Raw genomic sequence first — 16,798 nt, forward strand, 5'->3', positions numbered from 1 at the left:
ACATGCCGAGATTGCAAGCCGACGGGGCGGTGATCCATCCCGACTGCGAGATCACCGATTGCGAGTTCGGGGCCTATACCGAGGTCGGGCGCGGCAGCCGTCTCGCGCATGTGGCGATGGGCGATTACTCCTATTGCGACCGGGCCTGCGATCTGGCCAATGCCGAGATCGGCCGCTTTGCCAATATCGCCAGTTACGTGCGGGTGGGGGCCACCGATCATCCGCTGGATCGGGCAAGTTTGCATCATTTCCTCTACCGCTCGGCAAGCTATTGGGAGGATGTCGAGGATGATGTGGCCTGGTTCGACAAGCGCCGCAAGAGGGTCGCGCGGATCGGGCATGACACCTGGATCGGGCATAACGCGCAGGTGAAACCCGAGGTGACGGTGGGCCACGGCGCGGTGATCGCGGCGGGGGCGGTGGTGACGCGCGATGTAGCCCCTTACATGATCGTGGCGGGGATGCCCGCCAAGCCGCTGCGCGCGCGGCTGACCCCCGATCTGGCAGAGCGGATGATGGCACTGGCGTGGTGGGACTGGGATCATGCGCGGCTGCGCGACAGCCTTGGGGATTTCCGCGCGCTCACAGCCGAGGCGTTTCTGGAAAAATACGGCGGCTGAAACGCAAAAAGGCGGCCACGAGGGCCGCCTTGCAGATGCTGAAATATCGCGGGGTGAAAGAGCAACTAGAATATGCACGGTGCCTAACGCGGCGATATGACAGAGGGGTGACAGCGCGCGAGATTTCCGCCTCAGAGCATCAGGACCCCGCGCCGGATCAGGTTTACCCCCGCGATCAGCAGCACCCAGAGCGTGACCTTGCGAAAGGTGTCCTGATCGAACCGGTCTTGCAGCCAGAACCCCAGCCCGATCCCCAGAAGTGCCGGCGGCACCAGCCCGAGCGAGAGCGGCAGCGTTTCGGCGCGCAGCACGCCGGAGCCCAGATGCGACACCAGCAGCAGCACCGCGCCTAGCCCGTAGATCACCCCCTGCACCCGCATCTGTTCGCGCTTTTCCGTGCCACGCGCCATCAGCATCGCGACGGTAGGCGGCCCCCAGATGCCTGAAAGTCCGCCGAAAAGCCCCGCGAGCGCACCCATCCCGGCCTCACCGCGTGCGCCGCCATCGGGCGACAGGCGCAGGCCCCGGCCCAGCAGAGTCGAGAGCGCATAGGCGGTAATGAGCGGGCCGATGAAAAGGAACATGGCGGCGGGCGGCAGGCGCGGCACGAGTTGTGCGGCCAGCACCATCACCGCACCGCCCGCCAGCAGGAACACCCGGAACCGCGCGACCGAGGCCAGCGCCGCCCCCACCCCCTGCCGCAGCGCCTGCCAGAGGTTTGTGGCAAGCGTCGGCAGGATCAGCCCGGCCAGCGCCAGATCCGGCGGCATCATCGTGCTCAGCCCCGCGATCAGCACCGTCGGCATGGCAAAGCCCACCACCCCCTTGACCAGTCCGGCGCAAATCGCCACGCCAAAGGCGAGGCTCCAGCCCCAGAGCGGGCCTATATCGAAAAACATCTCCATGTCTGGTGTGGTAGCATGTCGGTAGCGCCGCAGTGCAAAAAATCAATACGCAACTTTAGATCAAAAACCTGCGACAATTGGCATAATAGTTGCGCTGCACCTGCATAATAGATAAAAGGCACCAGATCAGGAAAAGGATGCGATTCATGGCACATGACGGACAGGACATTGCAATGGCCCAGACCACGATTCTGGATGACCTTCTGGCGCTGACCGGTGCGGCGGTTGCCCCGGTCGAGACCGTGCTGGAGCGTGCGAAAACCTCTGTGGCCGACATGGTCACCGTCGAGGGCCGGGTGTCCGGTGCCGAGATCGAGGCGCATCAGACGGCCGCGCACGGGCTGGCGTGGCTGGCCACCTATGTCGAATCGCTGCGCCAGATGCAGAACTGGGCCACCCGGCTGCTGGAGCAGGGCCAGTTCGGCGAGGTCGAGCAGCTTGTTCACCAGATCGCATTCGGCGAATACCTGCATCAGATCGCCGGCGGTATCCAGATGAACCAGGGCGAGATGGTGCGCCTGCAGGATTTGGGCCTTGGCTGGGATGCGCTCAGCGGGTTCCAATGTGCCGAGGTGCAGGCCCTGATGGCGCGCGGCAACAGCCAGGCCGCACGCACCCGGCTGGTGGAGTTGATGCAGGAACGCGCCGCCGAGATTACCGTCGGGCGCAGCGGGCTCGATGACGAGCTTGAGATGATCCGCGAACAGTTCCGCCGCTTTGCCGTGGAAAAGGTCGAGCCGTTTGCCCATGAGTGGCACCTCAAGGATGAACTTATCCCGATGGAGATCATCGAAGAATTGGCGGAAATGGGCGTGTTCGGCCTGACCATCCCCGAGGAATTCGGCGGGCTTGGCCTGTCGAAAGCGTCGATGTGCGTGGTCTCCGAGGAACTCAGCCGTGGATACATCGGGGTCGGCAGCCTCGGCACCCGCTCGGAAATCGCCGCTGAGTTGATCCTTGCCGGGGGCACGCAGGAGCAAAAGGAAAAGTGGCTGCCGCGTCTGGCTAGTGCCGAGACGTTGCCCACGGCCGTTTTCACCGAACCCAACACCGGGTCGGACCTTGGCGCGCTGCGCACCCGGGCGGTGCGCGACGAGAATGACGACTGGAAAGTGACCGGCAACAAGACCTGGATCACCCATGCCGCGCGCACCCATGTGATGACGCTTCTGGCGCGCACGGTGCCCGACACGACCGATCACCGGGGCCTGTCGATGTTCCTCGCCGAGAAGGAGCCGGGCACCGATGAGCACCCTTTTCCGACCGAGGGCATGACCGGCGGTGAGATCGAGGTGCTGGGCTATCGCGGCATGAAGGAATACGAGCTTGGCTTCGACAATTTCCACGTCAAGGGGGAGAACCTGCTCGGTGGCGAAGAGGGCAAGGGCTTCAAGCAGTTGATGGAGACGTTGGAATCCGCCCGCATCCAGACCGCCGCGCGGGCCATTGGCGTGGCGCAATCGGCGCTCGATGTGGCGATGAAATACGCGCAGGATCGCAAGCAGTTCGGCAAGCCGCTGATCGCCTTCCCGCGCGTCTCGAGCAAGCTGGCGATGATGGCGGTGGAGATCATGGTGGCCCGCCAGCTGACCTATTTCGCGGCTTGGGAAAAAGACAATGGTCGCCGCTGTGATCTTGAGGCCGGGATGGCCAAGCTGTTGGGCGCGCGTGTCGCCTGGGCGGCGGCGGATAACGGGTTGCAGATCCACGGCGGTAACGGCTTTGCGCTGGAATACCCCATCAGCCGGATCCTGTGTGATGCGCGTATCCTCAATATCTTCGAGGGGGCTGCGGAGATTCAGGCGCAGGTGATTGCACGGCGGTTGCTGGGGTAGGTTTGGTCTGGCCTGAAGCGGCCAATAGATCAAAGCACCCGCGCGATACGCGGCCGAAGGCCGCCGCGCATCGCCGTGCCGCCCCCCGGCGCGGCGATTTGGCTGAAACCTGCGCTGCGCTCTTATGTTTTCAGGGCTTGGCTGGCATTAAGCACTGCCAAACTAACGTTGGGTCGCCACACCGCGGCACGACGATGCGCGGCTCACGGCAACGGCAACTCAAAGCCAAAATCATCCCATCAATCCGGCTGAAAGATCGCCCCGGCCTGCAACGCACGCCCCGTGCGCCAGATCAGCCCCGCGATGATCACACAGAGCACCGCCAAGAGCGCCAGCCCGATCAGCCGATGCCCCGCCGAGCCTGTCATCTGCGCATGCGCAAGGCTGGCCAGCACCGCCCCCGCCACCGGAAAGCTGAGCGCCCAGAAGGCGAGCGAGAAGGGCAAACGCAACAGTTTCGGCAATTGCACCGCCACGATCAGCGAAAACAGATAGGCGCAGTTCAACAGAACCCGGGCGAATTCATCCACCCCGCCGACCAGTTCCACCCAGGCCAGATACCCAACCGAGGGCGGCGCGATCAGGATCACCAGCGAGGGCTGCAACCGCTCGGGCAAAGGGTCGTGAAAGATCAGCCGGTTCATGACCAGCACCAGCATCACGATCCAGAAGATCAGCCCGACGCTGGTAAAGAACCAACTGATCTCGATATAACCCAGGGGCACACCCGCAATCGCCACGATCACGTTGCCGACGGCGGGGATGAACCACGCGGGCGACAGGTGGCCGTGCTGGAACGCGCGCGCGCTGATCCAGCCATTCACCACCGCCAGTGTCAGCCCAAGTTGCATTGGCACCGCCACCAGCCACATCGCCCGTGCCAGCCCCGGATAGGGGGCCAGCATGACGATGGACATCAGCACCAGTGCGATGGAAATCGCCGGGAAGAACGCGAGTTTCACGGGATGCTGCCACTCGGCCTGCACGGCACCCGGGTGGCGCAGCAACTTGGCCAGGTAGCCCACGGCGATCGCGGCAAAGATGCCCATGGTCAGCCAGTGCGCCACGGCTGAAGCGAGATGACCCAGCCCCAACGCCGCCTCGCCCGCGCGCAGCGCAAGCGTAAAGCCGCACAGCCCCATCACCACGGTAAAGAGCGTCACCGGCATGTGCTCCAGACGGCTTTCGGCCATGCCGCTCACTCCGCCGCGCCGATGCTCAGATGCAGCGGGGCAAGGCCGTCAACCTCGCCTAGAAGCACATTGCCCGGCCCCACTGGCCCGACTCCGGCAGGCGTGCCGGTATAGATGAGATCCCCCGCTTGCAGATGGTAGAACCGCGACAGGTGCGCGATGACCTCGGGCACGGACCAGACCATGTCCGACAGCCGCGCCTCTTGCGTGACCGTACCATCCACCGCCAGCCGGATCGCCTGATCGCCGATCTCGCCGAATGCCGTCTTGGGCGTGATCGGGGCAATGATCGCGGAATGCTCGAAATCCTTGCCCAGATCCCAGGGGCGGCGTTTCTCCTTGGCCGCGCCTTGCAGGTCGCGGCGGGTCAGGTCGATACCGCAGGCATAGCCGTAGATCGCCGTCAGCGCCTCAGCCTCAGGGATGCGAAAGGCAGGCGCGCCGATGGCGACGACGAATTCCATCTCGTGATGGCAATCGCGTGTTTCCAGCGGATAGGGGATCGCCGCCTCGCTCAGGCAGATATCATGCGCCGACTTGGTGAAGTAGAACGGCGCCTCGCGGTCCACCTCGTTGCCCATCTCGGCGGCATGGGCAGCATAGTTGCGCCCGACGCAGAAAATCCGCCGCACCGGAAAGGCCCCGGCCTCACCCTCGACCGGGATAAGCGGGGCGGCTGGAACGGTGAATAGCGGGTCAGTCATGGTAAACTCCGGGGCAAGCGGTTGAAATCGCGCCTGTTATGCGCCCCGCGCGTGACCTTGTCAAAGCACTGGCTCAGCCCGCGCGCAGGCCCCGCGACCAGACCCCGCGCAGGGCGGGCGCGTCGCCGCGCATCCGAAACCGGATCAGATCGGCGCGCGTGCCCAGTTCAATCCGCCCGCGATCCGTGAGCCCCACGGCGCGCGCCGGGTTCATCGTGACGGTGGCCAGCCCCTGCGCCATGTCGCCCCAGCGATGCCCCAGCTGCACCGCCGCCAAGAGCAGCGCCGAGGGCACGTAATCCGAGGACAGGATATCGAGATGGCCGAGATCAGCCAGATCGCTGGCGGCGACATTGCCCGAATGTGACCCGCCCCGGATCAGGTTGGGCGCGCCCATGATGACGGAGATGCCGCGCGCGTGGCAGGCGCGCGCCGCCTCCACTGTGGTCGGGAACTCCGCCAGCCGGATGCCATGGCCATGCGACACGGCGACCTGCGCCTCGGTGGTGTCGTCATGGCTCGCCAGTACCGCGCCATAGCGGGCGGCATGGGCCACCGCCGCCGCCTCGTGCCGGTCGCCATGGGTGTCGCGCAGCGCCTTCAACTGCGCGACATGGGACTCGAATTCGGCGTCGTTCAGCGCGTGCTTGCCCTTCATGTAGGCTTCAAGCTTGCTCAGATCGCGAAACTGCCGCTGTCCCGGTGTGTGGTCCATCAGGCTGACGATGCCGACGCGGTCCTCAGGCCCGAATTCCTCCATCTCCTCTTCCAGCGTCTCGGAACAGACCTCAGCGCGCAGATGCAGGAAATGGCTGATGCGAAGCGCGTCCTCGGCGCGCAGGTTGAGCAATTCGTCGGCGAGCCCACGGGCATATTTCTTGTAGCGCCCGACCCCGGTGGGCACAGAGCCGACGCGCATCGCGTCAAAGACCGTGGTGATCCCGGTGCTGGCCAGTTCCGCGTCATGGGCGAGGATGGCGGCGTTATGCGGCCAGTCCACCTTGGGACGCGGCTGGATATGGCGCTCCAGATTGTCGGTATGCAATTCGATCAGGCCGGGGGCGAGGTAATCGCCGCCGCAATCCACCGCACCCCTAGGCACGGCTGTGCCGGTGTCGATGGCGGTGATCTGCCCGTCCTCGATCTGCACCGATCCGGCGCGCACCTCGTCCGGCAGGATCAACACGGCATTGGCGAGAATGAGGCTTTCTGTCATGTCACTGTCACGCTTCTCTGAAAGGGGGCGTCAAACCGATGAGTATGCCCATGCAATTCACCCGCTACGCTGTCTATTACACGCCGCCCGAGGGCGCGTTTTCGGAGTTCGGCACGGCCTGGCTCGGATGGGATGCGGCGCGGGGTGCCGCGATCGCGCATCCCGAGGTGGCGGGCCTGCCCGCGCCCGTCGCCGAGATCACCGAGACCCCGCGCAAATACGGGCTGCACGCCACGATGAAACCGCCGTTCCGGCTGGCCGAGGGGCAGGACGAGGCGGGTTTGCGCGATGCCTTTGCGCGGTTCTGCGCGCAGGCGCGCCCGGTGCTGCTCGACGGCCTTGCCGTCACCGCACTTGGCCGGTTTCTGGCGCTGATGCCCGAGGGAGACACCACTGCGCTCGACGCGCTCGACGCGCTCGCCGCCGAGACCGTGCGCGCGTTCGAGCCGTTTCGCGCCCCACTCTCGGCGGCGGAACTGACCCGCCGCCGCGCGGGCGGGTTGAGCCCTGATCAAGAGGCGCGGCTCATGGAGTGGGGCTATCCGCATGTGATGGAAGGCTTCCGCTTTCACATCACCCTCACCGGCAAGCGGCCGAAATCCGAGTTGCCCGCGCTGCGCGATATCCTCGCGGCGCAGCTCATGCCGCTCTTGCCGCGCCCCTATCCCATCGACGCGCTGGCGCTGATGGGCGAGGACGCGCAGGGCCGGTTTCACCTGATCGCGCGTCATGTCCTCACCCCGTAGACCAGCTTGATCGCCCGTTTGGCCAGCCGCCCGACAGGGGCATCGGTGTCGAGCGTCACCACCGGCCACGTACCGTCGGGCAAGGCCATGTCCGCCCCCTCCAACCGTTCCGCGATATCGCCCGCCGCCTCGCGCCCGCGTGTGGCCAGGCGCGCGGCCAGCACCTCGGGTGCCGCCGTCAGATGCAGCACGATCAGGCGGGGATAGCGCGCCTGTGCCTGCACCAGCACACCGCGCGACAGGTTGACCAGCAGGTCCCGCCCGGCGCCGAGATCCATGCAGATACCCACTGGCACCCCGTAGCGCAGCCCGTGCGCGCGCCAGTCGAGGGCAAAGCCACCCTCCTTGCGGCGCGCCTCGAACTCGGCCTCGGTCACAGGCTCGTGCCCCTCGCCGCTATCGTCGGCGGGCCGGGTGATGACCCGGCGCACGCGGCGCAAGCCGGGGCGTTCGGCCACCATGGCGCGCATCAGCGTATCCTTGCCCACGCCCGAGGGGCCGACCACGGCGATGAGACGGCCCTTTTTCATGCTGCCCGCCCCGGGGCAAAGGCACCCACGTCGACTTCGCGGTCGCAGACCCGGTCGCGCGCGGCCTCGTCGTGAAAGATGCCGATAATCGCCGCGCCGCGCGCCTTGGCCTCCTCAATCAGCGTCAGAACCACCTCGCGATTGGCGGCGTCGAGGCTGGCGGTCGGCTCATCCAGCAAGAGCGCGGGAAAGGCGTGGGCAAAGCCGCGTGCGATGTTCACCCGCTGTTGCTCGCCCCCCGAAAAGGTCGTTGGGCTCAGCGACCACAGCGCCTGAGGGATGTTGAGCCGCGAAAGCAGCGCCTCGGCGCGCGCGATGGCCTCTGCCCGCGCCACGCCAAGGGTCAGCAGCGGCTCTGCCACCACCTCGCGCGTCGGCACGCGCGGCACGACGCGCAGGAACTGGCTGACATAGCCGAGCGTGTCGCGGCGGAGTTGGATAATCTCGCGCGGGGCGGCGCCGGCGATGTCGGTCTCGCCCACCATGATCCGGCCCGCGCTGGCGCGGTAATTTCCGTAGATCATCCGCATCAGGGTGGATTTGCCTGCCCCCGACGTGCCCGTCAGCGCGACGCACTCGCCGCGCGCCACCCGCAGATGCGCCCCCGCCATCACCGGGATCACCGCACCGCCCTGATTGTGCAGGGTAAAGCTCTTGCCCAGACCTTCGATCTCGATCATCGCATCCATCCTTTCCTGCCCTGCTCACACCTGCAACACGCTCGACACCAGCAACTGCGTATAACCATGCTGCGGATCATCGAGCACCTGATCGGTCAGCCCGTGCTCGACCACGCGGCCATCCTTCATCACCATCAGCCGGTCGGCGAGCAGGCGCACCACTGCCAGATCATGCGTCACGATGATCGCCGAGAGGCCCATTTCCCGCACCAATCCGCGCAACAGGTCCAGAAGCCGCGCCTGAACGCTGACATCAAGCCCGCCGGTCGGCTCGTCCATGAACACCAGACGCGGGCCGGTCACCAGATTGCGGGCGATCTGCAGGCGCTGCTGCATCCCGCCTGAGAACGCCTGCGGCTTGTCATCGACGCGGTCGGCGGCAATCTCGACCCGGCCCAGCCAGTCAATCGCCTGTTCGCGGATATCGCCATAATGCCGCGCGCCCACCGCCATCAGCCGCTCGCCCACATTGCCACCGGCCGAGACGCCCATGCGCAGCCCGTCGCGGGCGTGCTGGTGAACAAAGGCCCAATCCGTGCGCATCAGCATGCGGCGCTCGGGCTCGGACATGCGCAGCGTGTCGCGCGGGCCATCGGCGCGGGTATCGAAAATCACCTCGCCCCGGTCGGGGGGCAGATGCCCGGCAAGGCACGACAGAAGCGTCGATTTGCCCGAGCCGCTCTCGCCGACGATGCCCATCACCTCGCCGGGATAGAGGTCAAAGGTCACATCCTCACAGCCACGCCGCGCCCCGTAGAATTTCGCGATACCCTGAACCTGCAACAACGGTGTCATGCGCTGGCCTCCTCATAGGGCGCGCCCTGTGCGCCGACATGGCCCGCCGCGCGGCGCGACCGGCAGTAATCGGTGTCGGAACAGACGAACATCCGCCCGCCCGCATCATCCACGATCACCTCGTCAAGATAGCTGTCTCCGGCCCCGCACAGATCGCAATCGTGATCGGCCTTGCTGGGCTCGAACGGGTGATCCTCGAAGTCGAGACTGACAACTTCGGTAAAGGGCGGCAGCGCATAGATCCGCTGTTCCCGCCCCGCACCGAACAGTTGGATCGCGGCCATGCTCAGTTTCGGATTGTCGAATTTCGGGATCGGGGACGGGTCCATCACATAGCGCCCCTCGACCTTGACCGGATAGGCATAGGCGGTGGCAATCGCGCCGTGCAGGCTGATATCCTCGTAGAGTTTCACATGCATGAGGCCATATTCCTCAAGGCTGTGCATCTTGCGGGTCTCGACCTCCGACGGTTCCAGAAAGCGCAGCGGTTCGGGGATCGGCACCTGATAGACAAGGATCTGATCCTCGCTCAGCGCCTCCTCTGGGATGCGGTGGCGGGTCTGGATCAGGCTCGCCCGCGCCGTTTCCTCGGTGGTGGCGACCTGCGCGGTCTTTTCAAAGAACTTGCGGATCGAGACCGCGTTCGTGGTGTCATCCGCGCCCTGATCGATCACCTTGAACGTGTCATCGGGGGTCAGGCAGGCGGCCGAGACCTGCACGCCGCCCGTGCCCCAGCCGTAAGGCATCGGCATTTCACGACTGGCAAACGGCACCTGATAGCCAGGGATCGCCAGCCCCTTGAGAATGGCGCGGCGGATCATCCGCTTGGTCTGCTCGTCGAGATAGGCAAAGTTGTAGTCAGACATGCCATGTCCTTTCTTGCACGCGATACCGCCAAGGAAATGCCCGATTCGTGATGCACCCTGGCGGCGCAAAAGGAGACCCGGCATGTTCGACAACTGGATCATCATAGCCCTCGGCGGCCTCTTCGCCCTGTTCCTGGGGCGCTCTGCGGTCATCGTGCTTTGGCCCGAGAGCGAAGCTGCCAAGTTTTGCGAAAACCAGCTTGGCATCATGGATAGCGTCGGCGACAGCGACGGGGACGGCTGCGATGGCGGGGATGGTGGCGGCGACTGACATCACAAAAAACCCCGCTCGCACAGATCGGCGCGCAGCCGCTCCGCCTCGGTAAAATGATGCGCCTTCCAGCCTGCATTCCGCGCGCCCGCCACATTGGCGGCACTGTCGTCGATGAAAAAGCACGCTTCGGGGGCGATGCCCGCCCGAGCGAAGAAAAGGTCAAAGATCGCGCGATCCGGCTTGGCCAGCCCCTCGTGACCCGAGACGACGATGCCCTCGAACGCCTCCTCCAACTCGGGATGCAGGCGCAACGCCTCGGGCCATGTGTCCGGCCCCCAATTGGTCAGCGCCCAGGGTCTGTGTCCGCGCGCGCGCAGCTCCGCCAACAGCGCCCAACTCCCTGCGATCTTGTCGCGGATCGTCAGGTGGAACCGATCAAAGAACTGATCCATCAGGTCGGCATGGTCGGGCCAATGCGCAGAAATCGCCGCCACCGCCTCGGCACGGGTCCGCCCCCGGTCCTGCTCGTAATTCCAGTCGTAAAACCCGACCTTCTCCAGCATCGCGTCGATCTCGACGTCGCTGTCCATGGCATGGCGAAAGGCCGCCTGCGGCTGCCACCGCAAGAGCACATTGCCGATATCGAAGACGATCAGGGTCATCTCATCCCCCGTTTCATCTTGCCAGAAATACTCATTCCGCCGCCTCCCGCCGGGCGCTGTCCTCGACCTCGCGGCGTAGTTTGCGCACCAGTTCCAACTCGGACTGGAAATCGACGTAATGCGGCAGCTTGATATGCTCCAGAAACCCCGTTGCTTGGATATTGTCGGCATGCATCAGCACGAATTCCTCGTCCTGCGCGGGCGCGCCCTGATCCTCTTCGCCCAGTTCCTTCCAGCGCAGTGCACGGTCGACCAGCGCCATGGCGATGGCCTTGCGCTCGGTCTGGCCAAAGACGAGGCCATACCCCCGGGTGAATTGCGGCGGCTCGGTTTTCGAGCCCTTGAACTGGTTGACGGTTTCGCATTCGGTCATCGTGACCTCACCCAATTCTATGGCAAAGCCCAACTCGGGAATGTCCATCTCCACCGCCACGGCCCCGATGCGCAATTCGCCGACAAAGGCGTGGTTGCGGGCATAGCCGCGCTGCGTGGAATAGGCGAGCGAGAGGATGAACCCCTCGTCGCCCCGCGTCAGCGCCTGCAGGCGCAGCGCGCGGTCGGCGGGCAGTTCCATCGGTTCGCGGGTCAGGTCCGGCGGGGTCGCCCCATCCGGCACTTCCTCCTCAATCAGCCCCTCGCGGTTCAGATAACCCATGATATGCGGCGTCGGCCCGGGCTGCGGCGATGCCTCGGGGGCGTCGGCCACCTCGCCCTCGGCGGCCAGTTTGAAATCCAGCAGGCGGTGCGTGTAGTCGAAAGTGGGTCCCAGAACCTGCCCCCCCGGCGCGTCCTTGAACGTGGCCGAAACACGCCGGTCGCAGCGCATGGCAGAGGTCTCCACCGGGTGCGAGGCGCCAAAGCGGGGCAGGGTGGTGCGATAGGCGCGAATGAGAAAGATCGCCTCGATCAGATCGCCGCGCGCCTGTTTGATCGCCAGCGCGGCAAGGTCGGGATCATAGAGCGAACCCTCGGCCATGACGCGGTTGACGGCGAGGCTCAGTTGCTCACGGATCTGCGCGACGCCCAGTTCTGCGACAGAGGTATCGCCGCGCCGCTCCTCGGCGAGCCAGGCATGGGCGTTGTCGATGGCGCGTTCACCGCCTTTGACTGCGACATACATCTATTGGCCCTCCACGCGGGTGCTGCGCGGCAGGGCCGCAACGCGGTCGCCACAGGTAAAGAGGAAATCGAGGCCCAGCGGGAAGGCCCTCGCATTGGCCTGAAATGCCGCCACCTCGGGCAGCGAGAGCGCCGCCGTATCTGCAATCCCCGGCCCGGTCAGCCGCGCACCGGTGGCCTCAAGCCGCGCCGTCTCGACGATCAGCGTGGCCGAACGGTCGGGATATTCGGACGTGCCCCGCGCGTAGTCGTCGAGTGGCATGAGTGCGTGCCAACTTCCTATCGCGAACATCGCTTCGGCGCGCGCCACCAGCGGCGCGCCGGTGTGAAAGGTGATCCAGTCGTGGACGCTCTCGCAATCGGCTTCGCCCGCCAGATGCACCGGCGTTTCCGGGTCGCAGAGCGTGAGCAGCACCGTGCCCGCCGCGACCGACAGGGGGGCGGGCGGCGTGGCCCCCGTTACCGCCTCAATGGTTCCGGGCCGGGCCATCACGCGCATCACCGCGCGAAAGGCACGGGCCGCATCGACCGGGGGGGCCGCAAATGCGCCGCTCAGGGTGTCTGCCTGCATCAATCCTCTCCCCGCATCATGGTAAAGAAATCCACCTTGGTGGCCGCGGCACGGGCGGCACGGGCAGTGCGGCGGGCGTCCTCGGCCTCTTGCAGGGGCGACAGGATCGCCGCGCGCAGGGTCTCGGCCTCACCCCCCTGCATCAGCGCATCGATGAGCGCCGCCTGCGTCGCATGGGTCTTGCCGCGCCCCTGCACATAGCCGTGCCCGACGATCCCATCGGCCAGCCGCACCGCGCAGCGCGTCACCGTCATCTCGCCCAGATTGAACGGCGCGCCGGTGGCCCCGGCGCGACCGCGCACCATGACGCCACCCACCTCGGGCGGGCGCAGATGGACGAACTCGGGGGTCAGCCCGGCCTCGGACCACAGCCTGTTCAGCTCCCCGGCGGGCGCACGCGCCAGTAGGCCCATCCATGACTTGCGCTCTGAAGTTTCGGTCATGCAGACACCTTGCGGATTTGTCGAGATAACTATACAACTAGACAAATATCTACCTGAACCTGCCCTGTCGAACAAGCCTGCAACCCGTGAAATTTATGTGACATGCCCCGAGACAAACCTGATGCGCTGTGGCGCGCGATCCATGATAATCTGAACGCGGACATTGCGGCGGCGCGCTACGCGCCCGGCGACAAACTGCCGACCGAGGCGGCGCTTGCCATCCGCTTCGGCGTCAACCGCCACACCGTGCGCCGCGCGCTTGGCGAACTCTCCGAGGCCGGGGTGATCTTTACCCGGCGCGGGGCCGGGGCCTTTGTCGCGCATCGCCCGACCGATTACCCGATCGGCGCGCGGGTGCGCTTTCACCAGAACCTGCGCGCCGCCGGGCGCCTGCCGGCCAAGGAAATTCTGGCCCTCGAGACCCGCGCGGCGGATACCGCCGAGGCCGAGGCGCTCCGCCTTGTTCCCGGCGCGCAGGTGCATGTCTATGACGGGCTGTCGCTGGCCGATGGTATGCCGGTCGCCACCTTCCGCAGCACGTTTCCAGCCGCCCGGTTCCCGGATCTTCCTCAGGCGCTGCAACGCCTTAAATCCGTGACCGAGGCGCTGCGCGAACAGGGGGTCGCGGATTACACCCGCGCCTCGACCCGGCTGACCGCGAAACTCGCCAGCCCGACCCAGGCGCTGCATCTGCATCTGAACCCCGGCGCACCGATCTTGCGCACGACGGCCGTGAACGTCGACCCCGACGGCCACCCCATCGAATACGGGCGCACATGGTTCGCGGGCGACCGGATCACGCTGACGCTGAGCGATCTGTGATCCCTCCTGTGTTGCGCGAAAGTGCACGCCCAAAGGCAAAGCGCTGTCGCCTGCGCGTCCACATTGACAAAAACCCGAACTGGCCAAATCATCCGTCAAAAATGATTGGGCAAGGGCAGGGCATGGCTACGGTTTTATGCGTCGGGGATTCCCATATGCGGCTTGTCGGGATCAAGCCGCGCGGCGCGCTCTTTCGCTATGAGCGGATCAGCCCGACCCGGATTGCCGGTTTCGACACCGCGCATATCCTAAGTCTTCGCGGCGCGACAGCGGCGGGGCTGCGTCAGAAATCGGATCGCACGAATAGCTATGCCCGGGTGGCGCGGGCGATCGCGCGGCTTGATCCCGATACCGTATGTTTCGGGTTCGGGCAGGTGGATGCGGAACTCAGTTGCTATTACATGGCCCTGCGCGACGGCGTCTCGCTGGCCGAGGCCACGCGCGCCAAGCGGGGTGCCATGCCACGCTATCTGCGCAATTGCCTGCGACTGGCGGAGGGGCGCGGGCTGGTGATCAAGGGGCTGAACACGGTGACGTTGCGCGGCACCGGGGCGCTGCACATGATACTGCGTGCGAACTTGTGTCCGGCGCTTGACCTGTCCGAGCAAGACCTGTCGCATTGGCTGCACGAGAACGACATCACACTGGCGCGGCACGGGGCGATCAATGTCGAGATCGCGACCGCGCTGCGCCGCTCGGCGCATCGCCTTGGTCTGCCGTATTTCGATCTGCGTGCGGTGCTGGCGAGCCCGGATCATCCGGGGCTGTCACAACCTCGGTTCTGCGGGCGCGCGCGGGATGTGCATGTGCAGCCGGTGATGCAGGTCGAGAGGATGATCGGGAACGGCCTGTCGCGGCGTGTAACGCGGGAGCGTGCCGCCTGAGGCACCTTCGGTCGATCTGACATTCGGATGAATGGTGCGGTCGAGAAGACTCGAACTTCCACGGGTGTTACCCCACAGCGACCTCAAGTATAACGCGTCGTATTCTTCCGGTTATCCGCACGAATAGCGGTAGGAAAAACAGTGGGTTACACCCGGTACACCAAAAGACCTAATAAACCTCAGACTTACTCTCGTTGATGGTTCGAGTACCGTTTTTACTGTAAGGGCGAATCACCTGTCAACCCTTACAGTCAATCCTGAACATTCGTGAACACGCAAAAAACTTATCTGTAATTGTCAACCTCCGACAAAGGCACCTCTGCGAGGAACGAGAGTGAACCGTCTGCCCAACCTCGGTTGAACGCGCGTTTCAGCCTGTCCCGCTCGGGCTGGCTGAGGTCACACGGGTAGGTCAAACCGTTGATGCACTCGAAGACATACCAAGCCCTTGCCTCTCGGTCTCGAAAGAGGAAAGGCAGCGCCGGGGTTATGTTGGGATTGTAGAGCATCCCCTTGGTTTGGGATTCCTGCCGCCCCGCTCTGGACTTGAATAGGGCCTGTAGGATTTCCTCGTACAGATCATCACCGAGGATATGCAGGGGCGCTAAGGCGTCCACAGCGGCCCTGAGAGAGTCACTGAGTGCCGCTGAGGGTTTCTTGGTAGACCCAGAGACTGTAGCGCTTTGAGGTTGTCCAGAGGCCGGTAAGATTCCGCATGGGGATGCTAGCAGAGGAGTTACAAGGTAGTCCTCAGGAGAGGTATCTTGGGAACTGGGGTATCCACCTCCTGTACACACCTCTGGACAAGGATTGATATTACCCGAATTCAACTTATTTGTCTCCATTTTTTGGAAGGAGGCAGAGAGGCAACCTCAGCCAATAGCCATAAATTGCCTCTCTGCTTAGTGCGCCACGGCTAGACGCTACCGGAAGGATCAACCGTCGAGGTCTACATCAATCGGGAAATCCAGCCTGTCTGCCGGTATACCCCCGGTGTACGCAAGGTGACCCTCGGGCTCCACGGGTTGCACTCGGTTCGACGTCACGACCTTCACGGCGTTCCCGATATCCGTTGCTGTCGCCTCGTCTTTTTCAAGCTTGGTAATTAAGGCGCGGATCAAGAGGCCATTGAGTTTCTCAAGGTCCGCACGGGTGGCATTCATGTCCTGCTTGGTCATGGGTTACTCAGCGCCTTCATAGGGGGCATAGAGGAAATCGAATGCCTCTGCGGCATCCTTGGCGCTCAGCTTGCCGGTAGCGGCCATGAACCAGAGGTTACGGACGATTGCCTGTTCCTTTTGGTTCCCATTGAAAGCCTTGTCGGCCAGGAACTCGATCCGCTCGGCCCCGAGACCATCGCCGGTTTCCATGTACTGCGCCATGACCTGATCGCCAGTATCGCGCATGTCTTCATATAGCGCAGCGACGGATTGCTCGGACATGCCCAGCTTCTCCTGAGCGAAAGCAAAACCTTCCTCGCCAATCTCGCCATTGTAGACGATATCGTTCTGGAAAGTGGCAAGAGCGGCATCGGCATTGCCTTCACCCACAGCAACCTCAAGCTGGGCTTCGAGCAACTGAGCGGCCTCGGGTCGGGTATCTTGTTGCTGCGCCTGTTGCAGTTCGGCTCGGGTATTCTCAGCGTCGGACATAAAGTTGTCCGCGGGGGTATTGAGGGTTTCCCCTTTGAGCAACCCTAGGGACGCGGCGTCCTCGTAGGCAATTTCCATGCCACCGATAACGACAAGATCACCGGGCTGGTATTCCCCGTTGGCATGTTGCCGCGAACCGTCACGGATCACGACCTCAGGGTTATTGTCGATTTGCTCATCGGGGATGTAGTTGTCGGCGGTGTGGTAATAGCCGTTGGCAATCTTCTCGGAGTGTACATCACGGGCAGAGAACCCGAGTTCATTGTCGGTGGTGAGGTTATGGGTGGGTGTAGGTACGGCGTGGCCGTTGGCATCAATTGCGGTTGTCATGTTTCAATTTC

The 16,798-nt window shown here is 64.4% G+C and carries 20 protein-coding genes; 6 read left to right on the forward strand and 14 right to left on the reverse strand.

The genetic code is table 11. The annotated features are described in order from the left end of the window. The first annotated feature begins 2 nt into the window (after positions 1 to 2). Positions 3 to 620 carry an LbetaH domain-containing protein gene (locus tag RID11_RS16555; RefSeq protein WP_350141091.1) on the forward strand — a complete coding sequence of 206 codons (618 nt, stop codon included), beginning with the start codon at positions 3 to 5 and terminating at the stop codon, positions 618 to 620. 131 nt (positions 621 to 751) lie between these two features. Here RID11_RS16555 and RID11_RS16560 read toward each other — a convergent pair whose 3' ends face one another. Then, positions 752 to 1,525 carry a sulfite exporter TauE/SafE family protein gene (locus tag RID11_RS16560; RefSeq protein WP_350141093.1) on the reverse strand — a complete coding sequence of 258 codons (774 nt, stop codon included), beginning with the start codon at positions 1,523 to 1,525 and terminating at the stop codon, positions 752 to 754. A gap of 146 nt (positions 1,526 to 1,671) precedes the next feature. Here RID11_RS16560 and RID11_RS16565 point away from each other — a divergent pair, with 146 nt between their 5' ends. Further along, complete coding sequence (locus RID11_RS16565) at positions 1,672 to 3,360, forward strand: acyl-CoA dehydrogenase family protein (protein ID WP_350141095.1); 1,689 nt, start codon at positions 1,672 to 1,674, stop codon at positions 3,358 to 3,360. A 239-nt stretch (positions 3,361 to 3,599) separates the two neighbouring features. Here the strand turns inward: RID11_RS16565 and RID11_RS16570 are convergent, their stop codons facing one another. The 3 genes from RID11_RS16570 to RID11_RS16580 form a co-directional block, all read right to left on the reverse strand. Beyond that, on the reverse strand, positions 3,600 to 4,553 hold the full coding sequence (locus RID11_RS16570; protein ID WP_350141097.1) for an SLAC1 anion channel family protein: 954 nt from the start codon (positions 4,551 to 4,553) through the stop codon (positions 3,600 to 3,602). Positions 4,554 to 4,558: 5 nt separating this feature from the next. After that, complete coding sequence (locus RID11_RS16575) at positions 4,559 to 5,257, reverse strand: fumarylacetoacetate hydrolase family protein (protein ID WP_350141099.1); 699 nt, start codon at positions 5,255 to 5,257, stop codon at positions 4,559 to 4,561. A gap of 73 nt (positions 5,258 to 5,330) precedes the next feature. Next, complete coding sequence (locus tag RID11_RS16580) at positions 5,331 to 6,473, reverse strand: alpha-D-ribose 1-methylphosphonate 5-triphosphate diphosphatase (RefSeq protein ID WP_350141101.1); 1,143 nt, start codon at positions 6,471 to 6,473, stop codon at positions 5,331 to 5,333. A 50-nt stretch (positions 6,474 to 6,523) separates the two neighbouring features. On the opposite strand from RID11_RS16580, the gene RID11_RS16585 reads away from it, so the two are divergent. Beyond that, positions 6,524 to 7,219: a DUF1045 domain-containing protein gene (locus RID11_RS16585; protein ID WP_350141594.1), complete on the forward strand. Its 696-nt coding sequence runs from the start codon at positions 6,524 to 6,526 to the stop codon at positions 7,217 to 7,219. Here the strand turns inward: RID11_RS16585 and phnN are convergent. From phnN to RID11_RS16605, 4 genes are read right to left on the reverse strand one after another with little or no spacing between them, the layout of a single operon-like run. Continuing rightward, on the reverse strand, positions 7,201 to 7,749 hold the full coding sequence (gene phnN, locus RID11_RS16590) for a phosphonate metabolism protein/1,5-bisphosphokinase (PRPP-forming) PhnN (protein WP_350141103.1): 549 nt from the start codon (positions 7,747 to 7,749) through the stop codon (positions 7,201 to 7,203). The genes RID11_RS16585 and phnN overlap by 19 nt on opposite strands. Beyond that, entirely contained in the window at positions 7,746 to 8,429 is a 684-nt protein-coding gene (gene phnL, locus RID11_RS16595; protein WP_350141105.1) for a phosphonate C-P lyase system protein PhnL, read from the reverse strand. The genes phnN and phnL overlap by 4 nt, the downstream gene beginning before the upstream one ends. Before the next feature lie 24 nt (positions 8,430 to 8,453). Beyond that, positions 8,454 to 9,224 (reverse strand): phosphonate C-P lyase system protein PhnK, encoded by a 771-nt coding sequence (phnK, locus tag RID11_RS16600; protein WP_350141107.1) that lies wholly within the window; start codon positions 9,222 to 9,224, stop codon positions 8,454 to 8,456. Then, positions 9,221 to 10,090 (reverse strand): alpha-D-ribose 1-methylphosphonate 5-phosphate C-P-lyase PhnJ, encoded by an 870-nt coding sequence (locus tag RID11_RS16605; protein WP_350141109.1) that lies wholly within the window; start codon positions 10,088 to 10,090, stop codon positions 9,221 to 9,223. Before RID11_RS16605 ends, phnK begins: the two co-directional genes overlap by 4 nt. A gap of 82 nt (positions 10,091 to 10,172) precedes the next feature. Here RID11_RS16605 and RID11_RS16610 point away from each other — a divergent pair, with 82 nt between their 5' ends. After that, positions 10,173 to 10,361: a hypothetical protein gene (locus tag RID11_RS16610; protein ID WP_350141111.1), complete on the forward strand. Its 189-nt coding sequence runs from the start codon at positions 10,173 to 10,175 to the stop codon at positions 10,359 to 10,361. 2 nt (positions 10,362 to 10,363) lie between these two features. Here RID11_RS16610 and RID11_RS16615 read toward each other — a convergent pair whose 3' ends face one another. Genes RID11_RS16615 through phnG form a run of 4 tightly spaced genes read right to left on the reverse strand, consistent with a single transcriptional unit; the run spans position 10,364 to position 13,099 of the window. Next, complete coding sequence (locus RID11_RS16615) at positions 10,364 to 10,966, reverse strand: HAD family hydrolase (RefSeq protein WP_350141113.1); 603 nt, start codon at positions 10,964 to 10,966, stop codon at positions 10,364 to 10,366. Positions 10,967 to 10,997: 31 nt separating this feature from the next. After that, positions 10,998 to 12,086, reverse strand: a complete 1,089-nt coding sequence (locus RID11_RS16620) for a carbon-phosphorus lyase complex subunit (RefSeq protein ID WP_350141115.1) — start codon at positions 12,084 to 12,086, stop codon at positions 10,998 to 11,000. After that, on the reverse strand, positions 12,087 to 12,656 hold the full coding sequence (gene phnH, locus RID11_RS16625; RefSeq protein ID WP_350141117.1) for a phosphonate C-P lyase system protein PhnH: 570 nt from the start codon (positions 12,654 to 12,656) through the stop codon (positions 12,087 to 12,089). Next, on the reverse strand, positions 12,656 to 13,099 hold the full coding sequence (gene phnG, locus RID11_RS16630) for a phosphonate C-P lyase system protein PhnG (RefSeq protein WP_350141119.1): 444 nt from the start codon (positions 13,097 to 13,099) through the stop codon (positions 12,656 to 12,658). The genes phnH and phnG overlap by 1 nt, the downstream gene beginning before the upstream one ends. Before the next feature lie 102 nt (positions 13,100 to 13,201). Between phnG and phnF the strand changes: the two genes are divergently transcribed. Further along, positions 13,202 to 13,921: a phosphonate metabolism transcriptional regulator PhnF gene (gene phnF, locus RID11_RS16635; RefSeq protein ID WP_350141121.1), complete on the forward strand. Its 720-nt coding sequence runs from the start codon at positions 13,202 to 13,204 to the stop codon at positions 13,919 to 13,921. Between the two features lie 122 nt (positions 13,922 to 14,043). Beyond that, positions 14,044 to 14,805 carry a hypothetical protein gene (locus tag RID11_RS16640; protein ID WP_350141122.1) on the forward strand — a complete coding sequence of 254 codons (762 nt, stop codon included), beginning with the start codon at positions 14,044 to 14,046 and terminating at the stop codon, positions 14,803 to 14,805. A 935-nt stretch (positions 14,806 to 15,740) separates the two neighbouring features. Here the strand turns inward: RID11_RS16640 and RID11_RS16645 are convergent. Next, positions 15,741 to 15,983 (reverse strand): hypothetical protein, encoded by a 243-nt coding sequence (locus RID11_RS16645; RefSeq protein ID WP_350141124.1) that lies wholly within the window; start codon positions 15,981 to 15,983, stop codon positions 15,741 to 15,743. Positions 15,984 to 15,986: 3 nt separating this feature from the next. Beyond that, the gene (locus tag RID11_RS16650) at positions 15,987 to 16,787 is read right to left on the reverse strand and encodes a hypothetical protein (RefSeq protein WP_350141126.1); all 801 of its coding nucleotides are present in this window, start codon (positions 16,785 to 16,787) and stop codon (positions 15,987 to 15,989) included. Between the last annotated feature and the right edge of the window lie 11 nt (positions 16,788 to 16,798).

This window comes from Roseovarius sp. (assembly GCF_040219995.1).
Taxonomy (GTDB): domain Bacteria; phylum Pseudomonadota; class Alphaproteobacteria; order Rhodobacterales; family Rhodobacteraceae; genus Roseovarius.

What these genes read in the sequence shown, in the direction of transcription:
- RID11_RS16645 (WP_350141124.1), bottom strand. Translation starts at nt 15,983, where the DNA reads ATGACCAAGCAGGACATGAATGCCACCCGTGCGGACCTTGAGAAACTC.
- phnG (WP_350141119.1), bottom strand. Translation starts at nt 13,099, where the DNA reads ATGACCGAAACTTCAGAGCGCAAGTCATGGATGGGCCTACTGGCGCGT.
- phnL (WP_350141105.1), bottom strand. Translation starts at nt 8,429, where the DNA reads ATGATCGAGATCGAAGGTCTGGGCAAGAGCTTTACCCTGCACAATCAG.
- phnN (WP_350141103.1), bottom strand. Translation starts at nt 7,749, where the DNA reads ATGAAAAAGGGCCGTCTCATCGCCGTGGTCGGCCCCTCGGGCGTGGGC.
- RID11_RS16575 (WP_350141099.1), bottom strand. Translation starts at nt 5,257, where the DNA reads ATGACTGACCCGCTATTCACCGTTCCAGCCGCCCCGCTTATCCCGGTC.
- RID11_RS16610 (WP_350141111.1), top strand. Translation starts at nt 10,173, where the DNA reads ATGTTCGACAACTGGATCATCATAGCCCTCGGCGGCCTCTTCGCCCTG.
- RID11_RS16640 (WP_350141122.1), top strand. Translation starts at nt 14,044, where the DNA reads ATGGCTACGGTTTTATGCGTCGGGGATTCCCATATGCGGCTTGTCGGG.
- phnF (WP_350141121.1), top strand. Translation starts at nt 13,202, where the DNA reads ATGCCCCGAGACAAACCTGATGCGCTGTGGCGCGCGATCCATGATAAT.
- RID11_RS16570 (WP_350141097.1), bottom strand. Translation starts at nt 4,553, where the DNA reads ATGGCCGAAAGCCGTCTGGAGCACATGCCGGTGACGCTCTTTACCGTG.
- RID11_RS16560 (WP_350141093.1), bottom strand. Translation starts at nt 1,525, where the DNA reads ATGGAGATGTTTTTCGATATAGGCCCGCTCTGGGGCTGGAGCCTCGCC.
- RID11_RS16605 (WP_350141109.1), bottom strand. Translation starts at nt 10,090, where the DNA reads ATGTCTGACTACAACTTTGCCTATCTCGACGAGCAGACCAAGCGGATG.
- phnK (WP_350141107.1), bottom strand. Translation starts at nt 9,224, where the DNA reads ATGACACCGTTGTTGCAGGTTCAGGGTATCGCGAAATTCTACGGGGCG.
- RID11_RS16615 (WP_350141113.1), bottom strand. Translation starts at nt 10,966, where the DNA reads ATGACCCTGATCGTCTTCGATATCGGCAATGTGCTCTTGCGGTGGCAG.
- RID11_RS16585 (WP_350141594.1), top strand. Translation starts at nt 6,524, where the DNA reads ATGCAATTCACCCGCTACGCTGTCTATTACACGCCGCCCGAGGGCGCG.
- RID11_RS16580 (WP_350141101.1), bottom strand. Translation starts at nt 6,473, where the DNA reads ATGACAGAAAGCCTCATTCTCGCCAATGCCGTGTTGATCCTGCCGGAC.
- RID11_RS16650 (WP_350141126.1), bottom strand. Translation starts at nt 16,787, where the DNA reads ATGACAACCGCAATTGATGCCAACGGCCACGCCGTACCTACACCCACC.
- RID11_RS16620 (WP_350141115.1), bottom strand. Translation starts at nt 12,086, where the DNA reads ATGTATGTCGCAGTCAAAGGCGGTGAACGCGCCATCGACAACGCCCAT.
- RID11_RS16565 (WP_350141095.1), top strand. Translation starts at nt 1,672, where the DNA reads ATGGCACATGACGGACAGGACATTGCAATGGCCCAGACCACGATTCTG.
- RID11_RS16555 (WP_350141091.1), top strand. Translation starts at nt 3, where the DNA reads ATGCCGAGATTGCAAGCCGACGGGGCGGTGATCCATCCCGACTGCGAG.
- phnH (WP_350141117.1), bottom strand. Translation starts at nt 12,656, where the DNA reads ATGCAGGCAGACACCCTGAGCGGCGCATTTGCGGCCCCCCCGGTCGAT.